The organism is Pseudohaliea sp. (assembly GCF_040217025.1).
Lineage (GTDB): Bacteria > Pseudomonadota > Gammaproteobacteria > Pseudomonadales > Halieaceae > Pseudohaliea.
In genome coordinates, this window is sequence record NZ_JAVJOA010000011.1 from 130,389 (window position 1) to 148,153 (window position 17,765).

At 67.2% G+C, this 17,765-nt stretch carries 18 protein-coding genes; 12 read left to right on the forward strand and 6 right to left on the reverse strand.

Annotation, left to right across the window (positions count from 1 at the left end; all coding sequences use genetic code 11):
- Positions 1-8: 8 nt before the first annotated feature.
- Genes RKE50_RS16205 through RKE50_RS16225 form a run of 5 tightly spaced genes read left to right on the forward strand, consistent with a single transcriptional unit; the run spans position 9 to position 3,345 of the window.
- Positions 9-530 (forward strand): MotA/TolQ/ExbB proton channel family protein, encoded by a 522-nt coding sequence (locus RKE50_RS16205; protein ID WP_350038174.1) that lies wholly within the window; start codon positions 9-11, stop codon positions 528-530.
- A gap of 39 nt (positions 531-569) precedes the next feature.
- On the forward strand, positions 570-980 hold the full coding sequence (locus tag RKE50_RS16210; RefSeq protein ID WP_350038176.1) for an ExbD/TolR family protein: 411 nt from the start codon (positions 570-572) through the stop codon (positions 978-980).
- 1 nt (position 981) lies between these two features.
- Positions 982-1,401: an ExbD/TolR family protein gene (locus RKE50_RS16215; protein ID WP_350038178.1), complete on the forward strand. Its 420-nt coding sequence runs from the start codon at positions 982-984 to the stop codon at positions 1,399-1,401.
- A 5-nt stretch (positions 1,402-1,406) separates the two neighbouring features.
- A complete protein-coding gene (locus tag RKE50_RS16220) occupies positions 1,407-2,012 on the forward strand; it encodes an energy transducer TonB (RefSeq protein ID WP_350038180.1) in 606 nt (201 codons plus the stop codon).
- 4 nt (positions 2,013-2,016) lie between these two features.
- Positions 2,017-3,345, forward strand: a complete 1,329-nt coding sequence (locus RKE50_RS16225; protein WP_350038182.1) for a tetratricopeptide repeat protein — start codon at positions 2,017-2,019, stop codon at positions 3,343-3,345.
- 63 nt (positions 3,346-3,408) lie between these two features.
- Here RKE50_RS16225 and RKE50_RS16230 read toward each other — a convergent pair whose 3' ends face one another.
- The 4 genes from RKE50_RS16230 to RKE50_RS16245 all read right to left on the reverse strand — a co-directional run bounded on the left by RKE50_RS16230 (position 3,409) and on the right by RKE50_RS16245 (position 7,798).
- Positions 3,409-3,615 (reverse strand): cold-shock protein, encoded by a 207-nt coding sequence (locus RKE50_RS16230; protein ID WP_350038184.1) that lies wholly within the window; start codon positions 3,613-3,615, stop codon positions 3,409-3,411.
- Between the two features lie 223 nt (positions 3,616-3,838).
- Complete coding sequence (gene pyk, locus RKE50_RS16235; RefSeq protein ID WP_350038186.1) at positions 3,839-5,296, reverse strand: pyruvate kinase; 1,458 nt, start codon at positions 5,294-5,296, stop codon at positions 3,839-3,841.
- Positions 5,293-6,330: a glycerophosphodiester phosphodiesterase gene (gene glpQ / locus RKE50_RS16240; protein ID WP_350038188.1), complete on the reverse strand. Its 1,038-nt coding sequence runs from the start codon at positions 6,328-6,330 to the stop codon at positions 5,293-5,295. The genes pyk and glpQ overlap by 4 nt, the downstream gene beginning before the upstream one ends.
- A 7-nt stretch (positions 6,331-6,337) precedes the next feature.
- On the reverse strand, positions 6,338-7,798 hold the full coding sequence (locus tag RKE50_RS16245) for a coniferyl aldehyde dehydrogenase (RefSeq protein ID WP_350038189.1): 1,461 nt from the start codon (positions 7,796-7,798) through the stop codon (positions 6,338-6,340).
- Between the two features lie 128 nt (positions 7,799-7,926).
- On the opposite strand from RKE50_RS16245, the gene RKE50_RS16250 reads away from it, so the two are divergent.
- Positions 7,927-8,274: a hypothetical protein gene (locus tag RKE50_RS16250; RefSeq protein ID WP_350038191.1), complete on the forward strand. Its 348-nt coding sequence runs from the start codon at positions 7,927-7,929 to the stop codon at positions 8,272-8,274.
- A gap of 102 nt (positions 8,275-8,376) precedes the next feature.
- Positions 8,377-9,897, forward strand: coding sequence for a S10 family peptidase (locus RKE50_RS16255; protein ID WP_350038193.1), 1,521 nt, complete (start codon positions 8,377-8,379; stop codon positions 9,895-9,897).
- Here the strand turns inward: RKE50_RS16255 and RKE50_RS16260 are convergent.
- Positions 9,884-10,531 (reverse strand): TetR/AcrR family transcriptional regulator, encoded by a 648-nt coding sequence (locus RKE50_RS16260; RefSeq protein WP_350038194.1) that lies wholly within the window; start codon positions 10,529-10,531, stop codon positions 9,884-9,886. The two genes, RKE50_RS16255 and RKE50_RS16260, sit on opposite strands and share 14 nt — an antisense overlap.
- 154 nt (positions 10,532-10,685) lie before the next feature.
- Here RKE50_RS16260 and RKE50_RS16265 point away from each other — a divergent pair, with 154 nt between their 5' ends.
- Genes RKE50_RS16265 through dsrP form a run of 3 tightly spaced genes read left to right on the forward strand, consistent with a single transcriptional unit; the run spans position 10,686 to position 13,501 of the window.
- Positions 10,686-11,390 (forward strand): hypothetical protein, encoded by a 705-nt coding sequence (locus RKE50_RS16265; RefSeq protein WP_350038196.1) that lies wholly within the window; start codon positions 10,686-10,688, stop codon positions 11,388-11,390.
- A complete protein-coding gene (locus RKE50_RS16270) occupies positions 11,368-12,288 on the forward strand; it encodes a 4Fe-4S dicluster domain-containing protein (RefSeq protein WP_350038197.1) in 921 nt (306 codons plus the stop codon). Before RKE50_RS16265 ends, RKE50_RS16270 begins: the two co-directional genes overlap by 23 nt.
- A gap of 10 nt (positions 12,289-12,298) precedes the next feature.
- The gene (gene dsrP / locus RKE50_RS16275) at positions 12,299-13,501 is read left to right on the forward strand and encodes a sulfate reduction electron transfer complex DsrMKJOP subunit DsrP (RefSeq protein ID WP_350038199.1); all 1,203 of its coding nucleotides are present in this window, start codon (positions 12,299-12,301) and stop codon (positions 13,499-13,501) included.
- Here dsrP and RKE50_RS16280 read toward each other — a convergent pair.
- Positions 13,498-13,824 (reverse strand): c-type cytochrome, encoded by a 327-nt coding sequence (locus tag RKE50_RS16280; RefSeq protein ID WP_350038201.1) that lies wholly within the window; start codon positions 13,822-13,824, stop codon positions 13,498-13,500. The genes dsrP and RKE50_RS16280 overlap by 4 nt on opposite strands.
- Before the next feature lie 123 nt (positions 13,825-13,947).
- Between RKE50_RS16280 and RKE50_RS16285 the strand changes: the two genes are divergently transcribed.
- Together RKE50_RS16285 and RKE50_RS16290 are read left to right on the forward strand one after the other, a co-directional pair.
- Entirely contained in the window at positions 13,948-15,378 is a 1,431-nt protein-coding gene (locus tag RKE50_RS16285) for a sodium:solute symporter family transporter (RefSeq protein ID WP_350038203.1), read from the forward strand.
- A gap of 110 nt (positions 15,379-15,488) precedes the next feature.
- Positions 15,489-17,744, forward strand: coding sequence for a TonB-dependent receptor (locus RKE50_RS16290; protein ID WP_350038205.1), 2,256 nt, complete (start codon positions 15,489-15,491; stop codon positions 17,742-17,744).
- Positions 17,745-17,765 lie beyond the last annotated feature (21 nt).

Genomic DNA, 17,765 nt, shown 5'->3' on the forward strand with positions numbered 1-17,765 from the left:
GGATCACCATGTCGGGAGGTTTCCTCGAAACCATTCTCGCCTTCATGGACAAGGGCGGGAACGTGCTCTGGCTGATCGCGATCCTGGTCTTCGTGATGTGGACGCTGATCTTCGAGCGGGTCTGGTTCTTCAAGCTCGCCTGGCGCAAGGAGGTCTACCAGGTCATCAGTGCCTGGGAAGGCCGCGCCGAGCGCAAGTCGTGGAACGCGAAGCAGATCCGCATGCGCCTGCTGTCCGAGGCAAAGGAGCACATCAACACGAACCTCCCCCTCATCACCACCCTGGTGGCGCTCTGCCCCCTGCTGGGGCTGCTGGGCACGGTGACGGGGATGATCGAGGTGTTCAACGTTATGGCGGTCACCGGTGGCGGTGATGCAAAGTCCATGGCCGGTGGCGTCGAGCGTGCCACCATCCCGACCATGGCGGGCATGGTGGCGGCCCTTTCCGGGCTGTTCGCCAACACCTACCTCACGCGGATCGCCAACCGGGAGCAGGAGTACCTGCAGGATCAGCTGACCTCTGACCACTGATCCAGGGCACTCTGATCCCAAGCACAGGGTAAACAGTTAATGCGCAGACTCGGCAAGAACCAGGAAGCGGACGAGCAGGCGGATATCGACCTCACGCCCATGCTGGACGTGGTCTTCATCATGCTCATCTTCTTCATCGTCGTCGCCTCCTTCATCAAGGAGGCGGGGATTGAAGTCAACCGGCCGGACAAGAACCAGTCGGACCCTTCGGACGCGACCAGTATCCTCGTGAACATCCGCTCCGATGACCAGATCTGGATGGAAAACCGTCGCGTCGACGCCCGCGCCGTGCGCGCCAACATCCAGCGCCTCCTCGCCTCGGATCCGGAGCAGGCCGTGACGATCAAGGTCGAGAAGGGTGCCACGGCCAACAGCGTCGTCGACGTGGCGGATGCCGCTCGCGAGGCAGGGGCCGGCGCAGTGAACTGGGCGAGCGCGGGGAATCGCTGACATGAGCATGAGAGAAGCCGCGGCCAAGAAGGCCGCCGAAGAGGAAGCCGGCCAGATCGACCTGACGCCCATGCTGGACGTCGTGTTCATCATGCTGATCTTCTTCATCGTCACCTCTTCCTTTGTCAAGGAACCCGGCGTCGAGCTGTTCAAGCCGCAGGCGACGACCCAGGAAGAGTGCCCCCGGGGTACCATCATCTTCGCAGTTGATGGCCGCGGGGATATCCACTACAACAAGAACAAGGTACCGCTGGAGCGGGTGGCCCGCCTCACCGAGGTGGCCAAGAAGGAGGCGCCGCAGGCGAACCTGGTCATCCAGGTCGACCGCGAGACGCCCGCCTTCGTTGTCGAGCAGGTTTACGACGAGGTGCGTCCCCTGCTGACGTCGCCGCCCTGTATTTCAACGGATGACGAGGTATAAGCGAGATGGGCAACAGTCTAGTCAGGTCCCTGGTCGGTGCTTTGGTGGCCGTGCCCGTCGCCCTGGGCCTGTTTTTCCTCATGCAGGCCCTCATTGACCGGGAATACCAGCAGGAAGACGTCAAGAACCGCAAGATCGCCGATATCGTGGTGCCCGAGCGGGAAATCGACATCAACGTCAAGGAAACGAAGCCAGAGAAGGTCGACGATCCGGAAGAGCCGCCGCCGGAAATGGAGCCCATGGAGGTCGATTTCGATACCGACCTCAACGTGGCCAACGTTGCTCCCGGCGCCAGTGTCGACGTTTCCATCAGCTCCTCGGGCATGGCGGCCGGCGACGGCGAGTACCTGCCCATCGTGAAGGTCGCACCGATCTACCCGCGCCGGGCGCAGACCCGTGGCATCACCGGCTACTGCATCGTCGAGTACACGGTGACCAAGTCCGGTTCCATCCGCGACCCGCGGCCCGTCGATTGCGATCCCTCCGGTGTCTTCGAACGTGCCTCCGTCAAGGCCGCGGAGAAGTTCAAGTACAAGCCGCGCGTCGTTGACGGCGAGCCCATCGAGGTGGCGGGGGTTCAGAACAAGTTCACCTACGAGCTGGAGAACTAGGCCGATGAGCAAGGCAAACGTCATCTTCCGCGCCGCGCTGCTGGCCGCTCCGGTGCTGGCCCTCCAGGTCGGCCTGACGCAGCTTCAGCAGAGCGCCGGCCTCCAGGCCTTCGGCAGCGCTGCCGCGCAGGAAGAGAAAGAGCAGGAAACGCGCCGTACCCCCGCGCTGCGGAACAAGGTGTACGAAGAGCTCGCCGAGGCCCAGGCCTTCGCCGAGGAGAAGCAGCTCGGCGAGGCGGCGAAGGTCCTCGACGGCATGCTGAAGCGTTCTAGCGGCAAGAACGAGCTGAACAGCTATGAGCTTGCCAACGTCTACAACCTGTACGCGTTCATCCACTACTCCAACGAGGACTACGACAAGGCCCTGCAGGCCTACGAGAACGTGGTCCGGCAGCCGGAAATCCCGCTCGCCATGGAGATCAACACCCGCTACACCATCGCCCAGCTCTACTTCGTGCAGGAGCGCTGGCGCGAGGGTATCGCCGCCCTCAAGCAGTGGTTCGCGATGAGCGACACGCCGAACGCGAACGCCTACGTGCTGCTCTCCCAGGGCTACTACCAGCTCAAGGACTACGACGAGGCGCTCAGGAACATCGAGACCGCGATCAGCATGTACCGCGAGAAGGACAAGGTTCCGAAGGAGCAGTGGTTCAACCTGGCGCGCTTCCTGTACATGGAGAAGAACCAGCTCGACAAGGCGCAGGCGGCTCTCGAGGAACTGCTGTTCTTCTACCCGAAGAAGCAGTACTGGGTGCAGCTTAGCTACATCTACTCCGAGCGCCAGAATGAGTCCCGTCAGCTGGCGGCCATGGAGACGGCCTACGACCTGGACATGCTCGAGAAGGATGGCGAGTACCGTAACGTCGCCTCCCTGTTCCTTGCGCAGAACGTGCCCTACAAGGCCGGCAAGGTTCTCAAGGAAGGCTTCGAGGAGGAGATCGTCGAGGACAACTCCAAGAACTGGGAGCTGCTCGCCGGTGCCTGGCGCCAGGCGCAGGAGATCGACTGGGCCATCCCGGCCATGGAGAAGGCCGCGTCCAAGTCCGACTCCGGTGATCTCTATGCGCGCCTCGGCAGCATCTACCTCGACGGCGAGCAGTTCGACAAGGCGATCGAGTCCATCAACAAGGGTCTGCAGCGCGGGGGCGTCAAGCGCCCGGACAACGCGCGCCTGGTGCTGGGCATGGCGTACTTCAACACCAACCAGTACGAGAAGGCCCGCGATGCCTTCCGGGCGGCGGGGCGCGACGAGCGCTCCAAGGAATACGCCCGCCAGTGGATGAAGTACATGAACTCGGAAATCGACCGGCAGAAGAAGCTCGCCGAGGGATAGGCAACCCGGAGACAAAAAAAGGGAGCCTCTCGGCTCCCTTTTTTTTGCCCGAGCGGCGTGGCGTCAGAGCGCGACGACGTTCTCGGCCTGGGGACCCTTCTGGCCGTTGGCGACGGTGAACTCGACCTTCTGGCCGTCGGTCAGCGTGCGGAAGCCATCACCCTTGATTGCACTGAAGTGAACGAATACGTCCGGGCCGCCTTCCTGCTCAATGAAGCCGTAGCCCTTGGTCTCGTTAAACCACTTAACGGTGCCGGTTACTGTAGACATACTGAATTACCTTTCTAAAGCCCGGTGGTGATGCCACCGGAAAATCCAATTGAACACTTATGGGTAACGAACCGAGGAACTTGAAGGATCTTCGACCGTGCGCATAAACGTGCCGGGTAGCCCGACAAGCTGAGTGTAGCAGGTGATTGCAGAGTCGGCCGCAACGGGAAAAGGCCGAATGGGAAAATTCACATTCCGGATTATGCCGGCGTTTCCGCCCGGTTCAGTCGACCGGCAGCACCTTGAGCAGGTTGGTACCGCCCTGCTGTCCGAGGACCTGGCCGCGGGTGAGCAGGAGCTCGTCGCCGCGGCCCAGGTAGCCGCGGGAGAGGAGAAACTCGATGGCCCGCTCCTCGACGGTGTCGGGGTCGGCCCCGGTGAAGGCCGAGGCATCGAAGTAGAGCGGGATGACGCCCCGGCACAGGCTCAGCCGCTGCAACGTGCGGTCGCGGCTGGACAGGGCGAAGATCGGCAGCCCGGAGCTGAGCCGTGACATGAGCAGCGGCGTGGTACCCGATTCGGTGAGGCAGGCGATACCGCGCACGCGCCGGTAGTGGTTGGCGGCGTAGATCGCGGCCATGGCGACGGTCTCCTGGGCGCTGCCGAACTCCCGCTCGAGGCGGTAGCGCGACGTCCGCGCCACCGGGTGCCGCTCCGCGCCCATGGCCGCGTCGGCCATGGCCGCGACCACTTCGACCGGGTAGCGGCCGACGGCGGTCTCGGCGGAGAGCATCACCGCATCGGTGCCGTCGAGGACCGCATTGGCCACATCGAAAACCTCCGCGCGGGTCGGCATGGGGCTCTCGATCATCGACTCCATCATCTGCGTGGCCGTGATCACCACCCGGTCGCTCCTGCGCGCGCGCGAGATGAGGTCCTTCTGGATGCCGATCAGCTCGGCGTCGCCCACCTCCACCCCCAGGTCGCCGCGGGCCACCATGATCCCGTCAGATGCCTTCAGGATCGCGTCCAGTACCCCGTCGTTGCCGACCACTTCCGCTCGTTCGATTTTCGCTATCAGGGCCGGTGCGAGGCCGCGTTCCTCGAGCAGCTCGCGGGCCAGGCGGATGTCCTCGGTGCTGGAGACAAAGGAAACGGCAACGAAATCGGGCTGCACGGCGTCGAGGCCGCGGATGTCCGCGATGTCCTTCTCGGTGAGTGCCGGCGCGGCGATGCCGCCGCCCAGCCGGTTGATACCCTTGCGGGCCGACAGCCGGCCGCCGAGTTCCACGGTACAGTCGATGGCGGACCCGGTCACGTCGTCCACGCGCAGGCGGAGTCGGCCGTCGTCGAGCAGCAGCGTGTCGCCGGGGGCGAGATACTGCGGCAGCTCCCGGAAGCCGTAGCCCACGGCCCGTGCCGTGCCCTCCTCCTCGCCGAGGCCGCCGTCGAGGCGGAAGCTGTCGCCGCTGTCGAGGGTGACCGGGCCGTCGCGGAAACCGGCGATGCGGATCTTCGGCCCCTGCAGATCCGCGAGGATGCCCACGTAGCGCCCGGCGCGCTGCGCTTCCTGGCGGACCCGGCGGGCCACCTCCGCGTGGTGTTCGGCGCTGCCGTGGCTGAAGTTCAGGCGGAACACATCCACCCCCGCGCGGACCAGGCCGCCGAGCACGGTCTCGCTCTCGCTGGCCGGGCCGATGGTGGCGACGATCTTGGTACGGCGGTGGGTGCGCTGGGTCACTGGTCCCCCTGCAGGTAGGCGCGGGCCCGGTCCGGAAAGTCCGTGAATAGGCCGTCCACGCCGAGCCGGTCCACGAAAAGCGCGAGCAGCGCGTCGAAGCTGTCGATGCCCGCGGGCAGGGCATCGCTGCGGAAGGTATAGGGATGGACGAGCAGCCCCGCGGCATGGGCGCGCTCCACCAGGTCCGAGAGCTGCGCCTCTCCCGCGGCGTCGCGGCCGCGATAGAGCCGGCCGACCCAGGGGCCGATGCCGGCCGCGTAGCCGGCCACGGCGGCCAGGCCCGCGTCGGTGACCAGCGCGTCATAGTCCACGCCCGGTACTTCGCTCCAGTCGTTCTCGGCGATCAGCTGGATGCGCGGCAGCGGTGAGCGGAACTCGTCGGCCAGGCGCCGCAGCGTCGCCGGCTCGAAGCTCTGCAGGAACACGGGGCTGTCGGCCCGGTGCCAGCCCGCCGCCTCGAGCACCCGGAGCACCGCCGCGGGGAGATCCTTGCCCTCGGCCCGGTGGAAGTGGTCCCCCTTCAGCTCGATGTAGAGACCGGCGCGCCGGCCACGGCTGCGGTTCAGGCCGTCGATGAGGGCGATCTCCTCGGCGAGGGTGGGCACGGTGAAGAGGGTGCGGTCGGCGGGGAAGCGCTGCGGAAAGGCCGGCTTGCCGTCGGCGCCCCGGCGCTCCCCGGCGGCGAGGGTGCGCACCTCCGCCAGGGTGAAGTCGATGGCATACCAGTGGCCGTCGTCACGCGCCCGGCCCGGGAAACGCCGGGCCACGTCCGTGGTGCCCTCGAGGTGGATATCGTGGAGGACGATGGGCACGTCGTCGGCGGTGAGCACCACGTCCTGCTCGATGTAGTCCGCGCCCATGCCGTGCGCCAGCGCCTTCGCCGCGAGCGTGTGCTCCGGCAGGTAGCCGCTGGCACCCCGGTGGGCGATGACCAGGGGCTCAGCCACGGCGACCGCGCCCGCCAGGGCCAGGGCGAGCGCCGGAAGGAGGGGCGGGACCGCGGCGGGACGAAAGCGCAGCTGCCACCGCGTCACCGGCTGCCTACTTCTTCACCTGCATCTTGATGGTCTTCTCCGTCGCCGGGCCGTAGGGCGGCAGCATGCCGCCGATCTTCGCCACGTTGAGCTTCGACTGGCGGTAGATCGACTTGGCGTGGCTGAAGGTGCGGAAGCCCGCTTCACCGTGATAGGCGCCCATGCCGGCGGGGCCGACGCCGCCGAAGGGCAGCTCTTCCTGCATGACGTGCATGATCACGTCGTTGATGCAGGCGCCGCCGGAGGTCGTGCGGGTGAGCACCGCTTCCTCCTCGGCGGGGTCGGAGCCGAAGTAGTAGGCCGCCAGCGGGCGCGGCTGGCTGTTCACGTAGGCGATGGTTTCCTCGAAGTCCTTGTAGGTGCGGATCGGCAGCAGCGGGCCGAAGATCTCCTCTTCCATCACCTTGCTGTCCTCCGGCGGCTGCGGGATCAGCGTCGGCGGGAGCTTGCGGCTGCCGGCCTGTGCCGAGAAGTCCTCGTCAGCCGGGTTCAGGGGAACGACCCGGGCGCCGCGCTCGGCGAGCTCGTCCAGGTAGCCGGAGAGGCGCTGGTAGTGCCGGTCGTTGACGATCGCAGTGTATTCCGCGTTGCCGAGGAGCTTCGGGTACATGCGCTTCACCGCGTCGGCGGCGGCGGTGATCACGTCCTCGAGTTTTTCCTCGGGCACCAGCAGGTAGTCCGGGGCGAGGCAGATCTGGCCGGCGTTCAGGGTCTTGCCGAGCATGACGCGCTCGAGGGCCACCTCGAGGTCCGCGCTCCGGGAGATGATCACCGGGGACTTGCCGCCGAGCTCCAGGGTCACGGGAACGAGGTTGCGCGCCGCGGCGGTCATGATGTGCCGGGCCACGGAGGTCGCACCGGTGAACAGCAGGTGGTCGAAGGGCAGGGCGGAGAAGGCCTGGCCCACTTCCGGGCCGCCGGTGAACAGGGCGACTTCCTTCGGGTCGAAGGCCTCGGCCACCATCTCGGCCATGACCTCGGAAGTCGCCGGCGTGAACTCCGAGGGTTTGATCATCGCCCGGTTGCCGGCGGCGAGAATCCCCGCCAGGGGGCCGAAGGTGAGGTTCACCGGGAAGTTCCAGGGAGAGATCACGCCGACCACGCCCAGCGGCTGGTACTCGATGCGCGAGCGACCGCCGAGGAGGTTCAGGGGAAAGTTGGTCGGCCGTTTTTCGCCACGCATCCAGCGGCGAAGGTGCTTCTTCGCGTGCTTCAGGGGCTGCACCGAGGCGGCCACGTCCGTGAGCAGGGTGACCTGCCGGGCGCGGCAGCTGAAGTCGCTGTCCAGGGCTTCGCAGACGCGGTCCTGGTGCTTGAGGAGGGCGTCCATGGCGCGATCGATACGGTCGATGCGGGTCTCGGCGCTCACCGCACCCTCACGGAGGAAATCCTCGCGCTGCGCGTCGAGCGTTTCCTGCATGCGGGTCTCGATGTCGCCGGCCTGGCTGACGGTCTGCGGTGCGTTCATGGGATGCTCCTCGCCCGGGGGCGGTGGCTGTATCTATGTGTTCGTGGGCCCCCCAGTATAGAGGGCACAGGCCTAAATGCTAAGCGCGCCGCTTGCGCGCTCCCCGCGGAGTTGCTAGAACACCGGCCATGCCCAAGGAGCCCGCCAGCCCCGACCCGCGCACGCCGTCGCCGCCCTTCGGTTACTCGCGCACCTGTCCCTACGACCGCGACAAGCAGGTGGAGATCGTCGCCGAGTTCCACGCGCATCGGATCCGCCCCGCGCGCATCGCCTACCGGGTCGGCATCGACATTGCCTTCATCGAGGCGCTGATCGCCGGCGAGGAAGAGCCCGAGCGTTTTCCCGCCCTCGTGGCGCACTATCGCCGGCAGCGCTACCGCGACCGCCTGCGCGCCAGCGAGGCGCAGCGGGGCACCGCGCGCTACGAGCGCCAGCAGCGGGCCGCCCGGGAGTTCGAGGAGGAGACCGGGCTCTGACGTGTTCCCCTGCGGCGCCTGTGGTTAAATAGCGCCCCTGCCTGGCGCAACGCCAGCGTGTCTTTCCACTCCGACGTATCCATGACGACAAAGAGGTAACCGATGCTCCTGCAACGCACGCTCCTCCCCCTGTTCCTGCTCGGCTTCCTGGGCGCCGGTGCGCTCGCCGACAGCCACGAGGGCACTGACGCGGCCGAAGCCGAGACGGCGATTCCCGAACCGCTGCACTTCGAAAGTGACGGCTCGGTCCGCATCGACGGCAAGACCATCGACTACACGGCCACCGCCGGCACGCTGGTCATGAAGAACGACGACGGCGACCAGATCGCCCACTTCGGCTACACGGCCTACGAGAAGAAGGGCGGCGACGCGTCGAAGCGGCCCATCCTGTTCGCCTACAACGGCGGGCCCGGCTCCGCCTCCATGTGGCTGCACATGGGTATCCTCGGGCCGCAGCGCACCGTGGTGGAGGACGTGAGCTTCAACACCAGCGGACCCTTCGAGCGCGTGAACAACGAGTTCAGCATTCTCGACAGGGCCGACCTGGTCATGATCGACCCGGTGGGCACGGGCTTCTCCCGAGCCGTCGGCGAGGCCAAGGGCGAGGATTTCTGGGGCGTGGACAACGACATCGAGTCCGTCGCCAACTTCATCGCCCGCTATCTCTCCGAGCACGGCCGCTGGGCCAGCCCGAAGTACCTGCTCGGCGAAAGCTACGGCGGCATCCGCTCCGGCGGCGTGGCCTACGAGCTGCTCACCAAGCACACCATCTCCCTGGATGGCGTGATCCTGGTCTCCCCCTACATGGACTTCATCGCCGGCAACAACGGTGCGGAGAACGACCTCGCCAACGTGAATACCTTCACGACCTTCGCCGCCACGGCCTGGTACCACGAGGCCGTCGACGACCGGCCGGCGGACCTCGAAGCCTTCCTGGCCGAGGCCGAAACCTTCGCGCACGAGGTTTACGCGCCGGCCCTTCTCAAGGGCAGCCGTGCCACGGGGGAAGAGCGTGCCGAGGTGCTGGCGGGCCTGGAGCGCTTCACGGGGATCAGCGCCGACTACTGGGACCGGGCCAACCTGCGCATGGATGAATCGCGCTTCGCCAAGGAAGTGCTTCGCGACCGGCGCAAGACCGTGGGCCGCATCGACTCGCGCTTTGCCGGCGAGGCGATCAACCACATCGCCGAGACCTTCCGCTACGATCCCTTCTTCCCGGCGATCGGCCCGGCCTTCGTCGCGTCCTTCAACGACTACTACCGCGAAGCGCTGGGCGTGAAGACGGACCGCAGCTACGTGACGTCCGCGGGCCTGTACCTCGACTGGGACTGGCGCCACGAGCAGCCCGGCGCCTGGGGCACGCAGCCGGTATCAAACACCGCGGTGGATCTCGCCTACGCCATGGCCCAGAACCCGAACATGCGGGTACTGGTGCAGCAGGGCTACTTCGACCTCGCCACGCCCTACGGCGCGACGGAGTACGTTATCGCTCACATGGACCTGTCGGAGACGGTGCGCAGGAACCTGGTGCTCAAGCACTACGAGGCCGGTCACATGATGTACGTGCACCCCGAATCCATGGCCCGCTTCAAGGCGGACCTCGCAGCGTTCATCGGCGGTTAGCGCAAACCTCGCGGAAGCCTGCGGCGACGAACGGGATCATGTGGTCATAGGCGGCCTGCAGGTCTTGCGAGCGGCACAGGCCGCCGGAGAGATTGTCGATGCGCTTCGTCTGCGCCAGGGTCAGCGTCAGCGCCCCGGACAGGTTGTGGTAGCACCAGTACAGGTCCTCCCGGCGCGCACCGGGAAGGGCTTTCGCCAGCGCCGCGATGAATTCCTGCACCAGCTCGTCGAAGAGGTGGGACATCATCTTCGGCCCCCAGTAGGGGGAGTTGTTGATGTAGGCGATGAGTGCCAGGTAGTGGCGCCAGCCGGCGTCGCCGGTCTCCTGGGCGAGTTCGAGCGGCCGCAGGAAAGCCTCGATGATCTGCTCCAGGGTCGGTCCGGGTTCGCCGGCTTCGCGCTGGCAGCGGTGCAGGGCGTCCCGCCGAGCCTGGTTGAGAAAGGCGGCCCGGCGCTCGAAAACGGCCTGGAAAAGGTCCATCTTCTTGCCGAAGTGGTAGCTCGCGAGCGCCACGTCCACGCCCGCGCGGCGGGCGATCTGGCGCAGGGTCACGCCGTCATAGCCGTGCAGCGCGAACAGCTCCTCGGCCGCGTCGAGGATGCGCTCGGGGCGCGGGCGGGTCTGGTCGTCCATGGGCTTCTCGGTCTCAGCGGCTATTCAACGATTGTTGAATAGCGCGCGGCCCGGCGCAAGTGGCAGCTCCCTTGACCCGGATCATGGTAGCCCGCGCGCCGTCGCGGGAGCATGCAGGGTACAGTCTCGAACCGCCCGGCAAGGAGGGTTTGCGATGGGGTATCCCCGGGACTCCCGCGGTCGCCCGGGCGCTGCCGTCACCGGTGCCCGCGCGCTGCTGATCGCCGCTTTCGCCTTTGCCTCGCTGGCCCTGGCGGAGCTGCCCGCGCCGGAAAACGGCCACCGGCCGCTGCGCGGCAACCCGGTATCCGCCGCGCCGGATCCGGCGCCGCCGGCACCGTTCGACGGCTATGTGAACGCGCCCGCGTTCGAAGTCGTACCGCGCCAGGGTGAGTTGAAATTCTACCCCTGCGCCGCCTGCCACGACCAGATGGCGCCGAATCCCGAGCGGCGCAAGCTGTTCTCGCCGCATCCGGCGGCCCTGGACCACGGCCACGGCCGCTTCTGGTGCCTCGACTGCCACGCCGCCGCGGGCCGCAACGAGCTGCACACCCTGGCCGGCCAGCGCGTGAGCTTCGACCGCGCAGACCGGGTCTGCGCCCAGTGCCACTACACCCCGCACCGCGACTGGGCCTTCGGCGCCCACGGCAAGCGCGTGGCCGACTGGCAGGGCGACCGGCGCGTTTACAGCTGCGCCCACTGCCACGACCCGCACGCGCCGGCGGTGCGACCGCGGGCGCCGGAGCCGCCACCGCCGGTGCGTGCAGGGCTCAAGCGCCCGGCGCTCGAAGCGCAGCCGCATGGGCCGCCCTGGGCGGTCGTCAAGGAGGAGGAGCATGAGCCAGCAGAAGGACAGTGACGCCATCGACGCAGGCCGCCGGCGCTTTCTCGGCGCCGCCGGTGCCGCGGTGGCCGGCGCGGGCAGCGCGGGCCCGGCCTGGGGGGGCAGCACCTTCCTGGATGCGATGGGCAGCTTCTTCCAGGACCACTACCAGCGCATGGACGACGAGGAGATCGCCGACGCCCTGGACCGCATCGAGCGCCGCGCGAAGCGGCGCTACGGCGTCGACATCACCTGCAAGGACACGCCGCCGCAGGAGGGCGTCGTCTTCGGCTACGCGCTCAACATCAGCAAGTGCCAGGGCTACCGTGACTGCGTGTCCGCCTGCGTGCGCGAGAACAACCAGGACCGCGGGTCGCAGATAGAGTACATCCGCGTCCTCGAGCTGCCCGAGGGCACCCGGGACCTGGAGGCCGCCGAGCACTACTACGACCCGGCCACCGTGCCCGTGGATGGCCACTACTACCTGCCGGTGCAGTGCATGCAGTGCGACGACCCGCCCTGCGTCAAGGCCTGCCCGGTGGAGGCGACCTGGATGGAGCCGGACGGCATCGTGGTGGTCGATTACGACTGGTGCATCGGCTGCCGCTACTGCATGACCGCCTGCCCCTACTGGGCGCGGCACTTCAACTGGCGCGAACCCGAGATCCCTCCGGAGGAGATCAACCCGAACACGAACTACCTGGGCAACCGGCCGCGGCCGAAGGGTGTGGTGGAGAAATGCCACTTCTGCACGCAGCGCACCCGCGAGGGGCGCCAGCCGGCCTGCCAGGAAGCCTGCCCCACGGGGGCGCGCATCTTCGGCAACCTGCTGGACCCGAACAGCGAGATCCGCTACGTGCTCGCCAACAAGCCGGTGTTCCGGCTGAAGGAGGAGCTCGGCACGGAGCCGAAGTTCTGGTACTTCACGGACTGAGGGGGTGGGCATGCTCGCATTCATCCGCGATGCGCTCGGCGCCATGGCCGGGGGCGGCCGCGGCTACCGCCTCTGGGTCGCCTGCCTCGCCGTGCTGGTGCTCGCCGGCGCCGGCGCTTACGCGGTGCAGCTCCGCGAGGGACTCATCGTCACGGGCATGAGCGACCAGGTGTCCTGGGGCTTCTACATCGCCAACTTCGCCTTCCTCGTCGGCATCGCCGCGGCGGCGGTGCTGCTGGTGATCCCGGCCTACGTGTTCCACCGCAAGGACATCAAGGCGGTGGTGCTCATCGGCGAGGGGCTGGCGGTGGCCGCGGTGCTCTCGGCCATGCTGTTCGTGGTCGTCGACCTGGGCCGGCCGGACCGCGCCCTGCACCTGCTGCCGGTCATCGGCCGCATGCACTGGCCCGAGTCGCTGCTGGCCTGGGACGTGGTCGTGCTCACCGGCTACCTGCTGCTGAACCTGGCCATTCCCTTCTACGTGCACTACTGCCACTACCGGGGCCGCGAGCCGCACTTCCGCGCCTACTTCCCCTGGGTGGTGCTGGCCATGTTCTGGGCCATCTCCATCCACACGGTGACGGCGTTCCTGTTTGCGGCCAGCAGTGCCCGGCCGTTCTGGAGCGTGTCACTGCTCGGGCCGCGCTTCATTGCCACGGCCTTCGTGTCGGGCCCGGCACTGATCATCCTGGTGCTGCAGGCCGTGCGGCGCTTCAGCCGCTACCCGGTGGCGGACACGGTGATCGATACGCTGGCGCTGATCATGACCGTGGCGCTGCAGGTCTCGCTGTTCTTCGTCGGCGTCGAGCTGTTCACGGACTTCTACAACGAGGGCAGCCACGCCGCCTCGATCCGCTACCTCTACTTCGGCCTGGAGGGGGCGGACAGCCTGGTGCCCTGGGTCTGGTCGGCACTGGCCCTGCTGCTGGTGGCAGTGGTGATCCTCACCATCAACCCGCTGCGGCGGCAGCGGCGGCTGCTCAACGTGGCCTGCGTGCTGGCCTTCGTGGGTATCTGGATCGACAAGGGCATGGGCTTCGTGGTGCCGGGCTTCATCCCGACGCCGCTCGGCGAGGTCTTCGAGTACAGCCCGACGGCCGTGGAGCTGACCCTCGCCCTCGGCATCTGGGCCTTCGGCGCCCTGGTGTTCACGCTGCTGGCCCGGGCCAGCATTGCCATCGAGCTCGGCGAGGTGCGCGCCGGCGCCCGTTAGCGGTCGAGGATCCAGGCGATGACGCGGGCGAGTTCCGCGTCGCCGAGCTGTTCCTCCGTTGTCGGCATCATCATCGCCTCGCCCCAGACGCCCTGGCTGCCTTCGCGCACGCGCTGCGCAAGGAGTTCAGCGGCGCCCTCGTCCCCGGCGTAGCGCTCGGCGATGGCTTGCCAGGAGGGGCCGAGCATGGCCTGCTCGGGGTGGTGGCACATGCCGCAGCGGGCCCCTTCAGCGAGGGCCGCGGGGTCGTCCTGGGCCGCGGCAGCGGCCGCGCCGGCGAGCAGGGTGATGGCGAGGAGGTGGTTGGCGGTGCGCATGGTCATTCCTCATGTCGTGGTGACAGCCCGAAGATAGCACCTCGCGGGGCGCCCAGCGTCGTCCCGGCTTGCAAATTCAACAGCTGTTGAATACGCTGCCGCGACCATAACGACAAGGATCGGCGGCGCATGACCCCGGAACTGTTCAAGTACCTCGTGGTGGCCGCCTACGCGCTGCTCGTGTACGGCCTCTCGGTCGTCGGCATGCGCCGTACCGCCAGCGTCGCGGGCTTCTCCATCGGCAACAAGGACATGCACCCGGTGGTGGTGGGCATCACCCTGGCAGCCTCCATCGCGTCCACGGCGACCTTCGTCATCAACCCGGGCTTCGTCTACCAGCACGGCCTGTCGGCCTACCTGCACTTCGGTGTCGCCGGCTCCCTCGGTATCCTCACCGCTTTCCTGGTGCTCACCCGAGGCTTCCTGCGCCTCGGCGAGAGCCACGCGGCCCTGACCATCCCGCAGTGGATCTTCTACCGCTACAACCACCGTGGCTTCAGCCTGTTCTTCGCCTTCATCAACCTGCTGTCGATCACCTTCGTGGTACTGATCCTGGTCGGCTGCAGCCTGCTGGTGACCGGGCTCTTCCCGGTGGATCAGAAAACGGCGCTGGTGGCGGTGCTGCTGTTCGTCTTTTCCTACGTGCTTATGGGGGGCACCTACGCCCACGCCTACACGAACACGCTGCAGGGAGTGATGATGCTGGGTGTCACCGCGATGCTGTTCGTGCAGGGCTACAAGTACTTCGGCGGTGATATCGGCGGCGCGCTGGCGCGTATCGGCGCGGATTACGCGGCGGCCTACAACCCGTCCAGCAGCCTCTACTTCGACTTCTTCTCGGTGTTCGTGAGCGGCTTCGTCATTACCTTCGCCCTCATGCTGCAGCCGCATATCCTCACCAAGGTGCTCTACCTGCGCAGCGAGCGCGACATCGGCCTGTTCATCGGCACCACCGTGGTGGTCGGGGCGCTGTTCACGCTCATGCTCATGATCGGCTTCTACGCCCGCCTCGCGGGGCTGGAGATCGATGCCCAGGACACGGTGGTGCGCGAGTACCTGCTGCACGAGTTCGGCAGCTCGGCCTGGGGCGAGTACGTGCTCGTGTTCATCTTCATCACGCTGCTCGCCGCGGGCATGAGTACGCTCGACGGCATCCTCGTGTCCCTCTCCGCCATGGTGGTCACGGACATCGTGCGCCCGCTCTCGGGCTCCGACAGGAGCGGGCTCGCGCTGTCGCGCTGGGTGCTCGTCGCCGTGGGTGCCCTCGGCCTGGCGCTGGCCTGGGAACCGCCGCCGCTCATTGGCCTGTTCGCCCAGAAGGGTGTCTACGGCCTCGCCGCGGCCTCCCTGGTGCCCGTGCTCTTCGGGGTGCTGGTGCGCCGGCACATTCCCCTCTGGGTTGTCGTCGGCGCGGCCGGCATCGGCCTCGGCGGCCACCTGCTGCTCAACCTCGGCTTCGGCGTGGAGAACCCGGCCGTGTCGGCCACCTGGGCCATTTTCGCGGCGCTGGCTTTCGGTCTGGCGGGGCTTCTAGCCACCCGCTCGTCGCAGGCACCTTGACAATTCAACATCTGTTGAATAGCCTCAGCCTTATTCAACAAGTGTTGAAAAGCGTTGCCTCGCGGTAACGCCCGATAACTCATAACGAAACGAAGGAAAAGGTGCCCGCCATGAAGCGTATCCACGTTCGCCATCCCCTTGTTGCCGCCATCGCCGCGAGCTCGGCGCTGGCCTTCCCGGGCCTCTCGGCCGTCGCCCAGGAGACTTCCCTCGCGCTGGAGGAGGTCGTCGTGACCGCCCGGCGGCGGGAAGAGAGCCTGCAGGACGTGCCCATCGCCGTGACTGCGCTCACCGGCCAGGAGCTGGCCCTGCGCGGCACCGCGGATATCTCCGAGCTCGCGCAGTCCATCCCCAGCGTGACCCTGGAGCCTTCCCGGGCCACGAACACCACGCTTACCGCCTTTATCCGCGGCGTCGGCCAGCAGGACCCGCTGGCCGGCTTCGAGCAGGGTGTGGCCCTGTACCTGGATGACGTCTACCTGGCGCGGCCCCAGGGCACCATGCTCGACATCTACGACGTCGAGCGCATCGAGGTGCTGCGCGGCCCGCAGGGCACGCTCTACGGCCGCAACGCGGTCGGCGGCGCCATCAAGTACGTTACCCGCCGCCTCTCCGACGAGTTCGAGGGCCGGGTGCGCGCCTCCTACGGCGCCTACGACCAGATGGACTTCGTCGGCACCGTGTCCGTGCCCGTGAGCGACAGCTTCCGCATCGGCGGTACCGTCGCCTCCTTCCAGCGCGACGGCTTCGGCGACAACCTGACCACCGGGGAGGACCAGTACAACAAGGACATCGTCGGCTACCGTCTTTCCGCCGAGTTCGAGCCCAGCGACCGCCTGCTGGTGCGCCTGGCCTACGACAAGACCGAGGACGACTCGAACCCCGTGGCCGGCTGGCGCCCCTTCCCCGGCGCGGTGAGCGGCGCGCCGGTGCTCGGCGATGTCTTCGACAGTACCGCCGGCGCCGCCGACCTGCCGACCACCGCCGGCATCAACGGCAACAACAGCGTCGAGAACGAGGGCTGGATGGTCTCCGTGGACTGGAACGTCACGGACAGGATCACCCTGCGCTCGATCACCGCCGACCGCGAGGACTACACGGAATCCGTGATCGACTTCGACAGCCTCGCGGTGCCCGACTTCGACGCGCCGGTGATCTACGACAACGAGCAGTTCAGCCAGGAGTTCCAGCTGCTCTGGAACACGGACAAGGTCAATGCCGTGCTCGGCTATTACTACCTCGATGCCGAGGCGGCGAATGACTTCGACGTCGTGCTCGGGCAGATCGGCCCGGTCACCGCCTACACCGGCGGCGTGGTCGAGACCGAGGCCTGGTCGGTGTTCGGTGACCTGACCTACAACTTCACCGACCGCCTGTCCGTGGCCGTCGGCGTGCGCTACACGGAGGACGAGCGCCGCGCGGACATCTTCCGCGCCAACTACCTGGGCACCGGCTCGCCGTTCTTCGGCAACGACGCCGCCCTGCTGCTCGCCGTGACCTCCGACTACGAGGCGGACCAGACCTACGACGATACCTCCCCGCGCTTCAACGTCAGCTACAAGCTGAGCGAGGACGCCACCGTCTACGCCGGCTACAGCAAGGGCTGGAAGGCGGGCAGCTTCGATCCCCGCGGTGCCAACTTTGCCACGCCGGCCGTGGAAGAGGGCTTCGACGCGGAAGAGCTCGACTCCTACGAGGTCGGCCTCAAGGCCACCTGGTGGGAGGGTCGCGCGCTGACCAACGTCGCCGTGTTCTACAGCGAATACACGGACATGCAGATCCCCGGCTCCGTGGGCGTGGACAGCGACGGCGATGGCGTCAACGACAGCTTCGTCGGCACGGTGACCAACGCCGGTGATTCGGAAATCAGCGGCATCGAGGTCGAGGGCAGCTTCCTCTTCACCGAGAGCTTCAGCGCTCAATATGCCTTCAGCCTGCTCGACGCGGAGATCAAGGAGTGGATCGTCGGCGGCGTCAACGTTGCCGACCAGCGCGAGATCCAGAACACGCCGGAGGAGATGGCCTTCATCGCCCTCAACTACGACGTGCCTCTTGCCGGCGGCGACCTGCGCGTTTCCGCGAACTGGTCCTACAAGGGCGACATCACGCAGTTCGAGGTGGCCAACGAGTTCATCGACCAGGAGGCCTACAGCCTCTACAACGCCAGCATCACCTGGCTGTCCTCGGACGACGCCTGGCTGGTGGGCCTGCACGGCAAGAACCTGGGTGACGAGGAGTACCGCACCGCCGGCTACTGCTTCGGCTTCTCCGCCGGCTGCCCCTCGGCCCTGGGTATCGAGGACAACACCACGGTGTTCTTCGGCCCGCCGCGGACCTGGACGGCCACTGTCGAGTACCGCTTCTAGGCTGGTCTTTCCGCGGCCGGG

Bases quoted from the DNA above. Each gene is read 5' to 3' on its own strand.
- RKE50_RS16270 (WP_350038197.1), top strand. From the start codon at position 11,368: ATGAGCCAGCAGAAGGACAGTGACGCCATCGACGCAGGCCGCCGGCGC.
- RKE50_RS16245 (WP_350038189.1), bottom strand. From the start codon at position 7,798: ATGAACGCACCGCAGACCGTCAGCCAGGCCGGCGACATCGAGACCCGC.
- RKE50_RS16255 (WP_350038193.1), top strand. From the start codon at position 8,377: ATGCTCCTGCAACGCACGCTCCTCCCCCTGTTCCTGCTCGGCTTCCTG.
- RKE50_RS16280 (WP_350038201.1), bottom strand. From the start codon at position 13,824: ATGACCATGCGCACCGCCAACCACCTCCTCGCCATCACCCTGCTCGCC.
- RKE50_RS16265 (WP_350038196.1), top strand. From the start codon at position 10,686: ATGGGGTATCCCCGGGACTCCCGCGGTCGCCCGGGCGCTGCCGTCACC.
- RKE50_RS16285 (WP_350038203.1), top strand. From the start codon at position 13,948: ATGACCCCGGAACTGTTCAAGTACCTCGTGGTGGCCGCCTACGCGCTG.
- RKE50_RS16225 (WP_350038182.1), top strand. From the start codon at position 2,017: ATGAGCAAGGCAAACGTCATCTTCCGCGCCGCGCTGCTGGCCGCTCCG.
- RKE50_RS16220 (WP_350038180.1), top strand. From the start codon at position 1,407: ATGGGCAACAGTCTAGTCAGGTCCCTGGTCGGTGCTTTGGTGGCCGTG.
- RKE50_RS16250 (WP_350038191.1), top strand. From the start codon at position 7,927: ATGCCCAAGGAGCCCGCCAGCCCCGACCCGCGCACGCCGTCGCCGCCC.
- RKE50_RS16205 (WP_350038174.1), top strand. From the start codon at position 9: ATGTCGGGAGGTTTCCTCGAAACCATTCTCGCCTTCATGGACAAGGGC.
- dsrP (WP_350038199.1), top strand. From the start codon at position 12,299: ATGCTCGCATTCATCCGCGATGCGCTCGGCGCCATGGCCGGGGGCGGC.
- RKE50_RS16290 (WP_350038205.1), top strand. From the start codon at position 15,489: ATGAAGCGTATCCACGTTCGCCATCCCCTTGTTGCCGCCATCGCCGCG.
- RKE50_RS16260 (WP_350038194.1), bottom strand. From the start codon at position 10,531: ATGGACGACCAGACCCGCCCGCGCCCCGAGCGCATCCTCGACGCGGCC.
- RKE50_RS16230 (WP_350038184.1), bottom strand. From the start codon at position 3,615: ATGTCTACAGTAACCGGCACCGTTAAGTGGTTTAACGAGACCAAGGGC.
- RKE50_RS16210 (WP_350038176.1), top strand. From the start codon at position 570: ATGCGCAGACTCGGCAAGAACCAGGAAGCGGACGAGCAGGCGGATATC.
- RKE50_RS16215 (WP_350038178.1), top strand. From the start codon at position 982: ATGAGCATGAGAGAAGCCGCGGCCAAGAAGGCCGCCGAAGAGGAAGCC.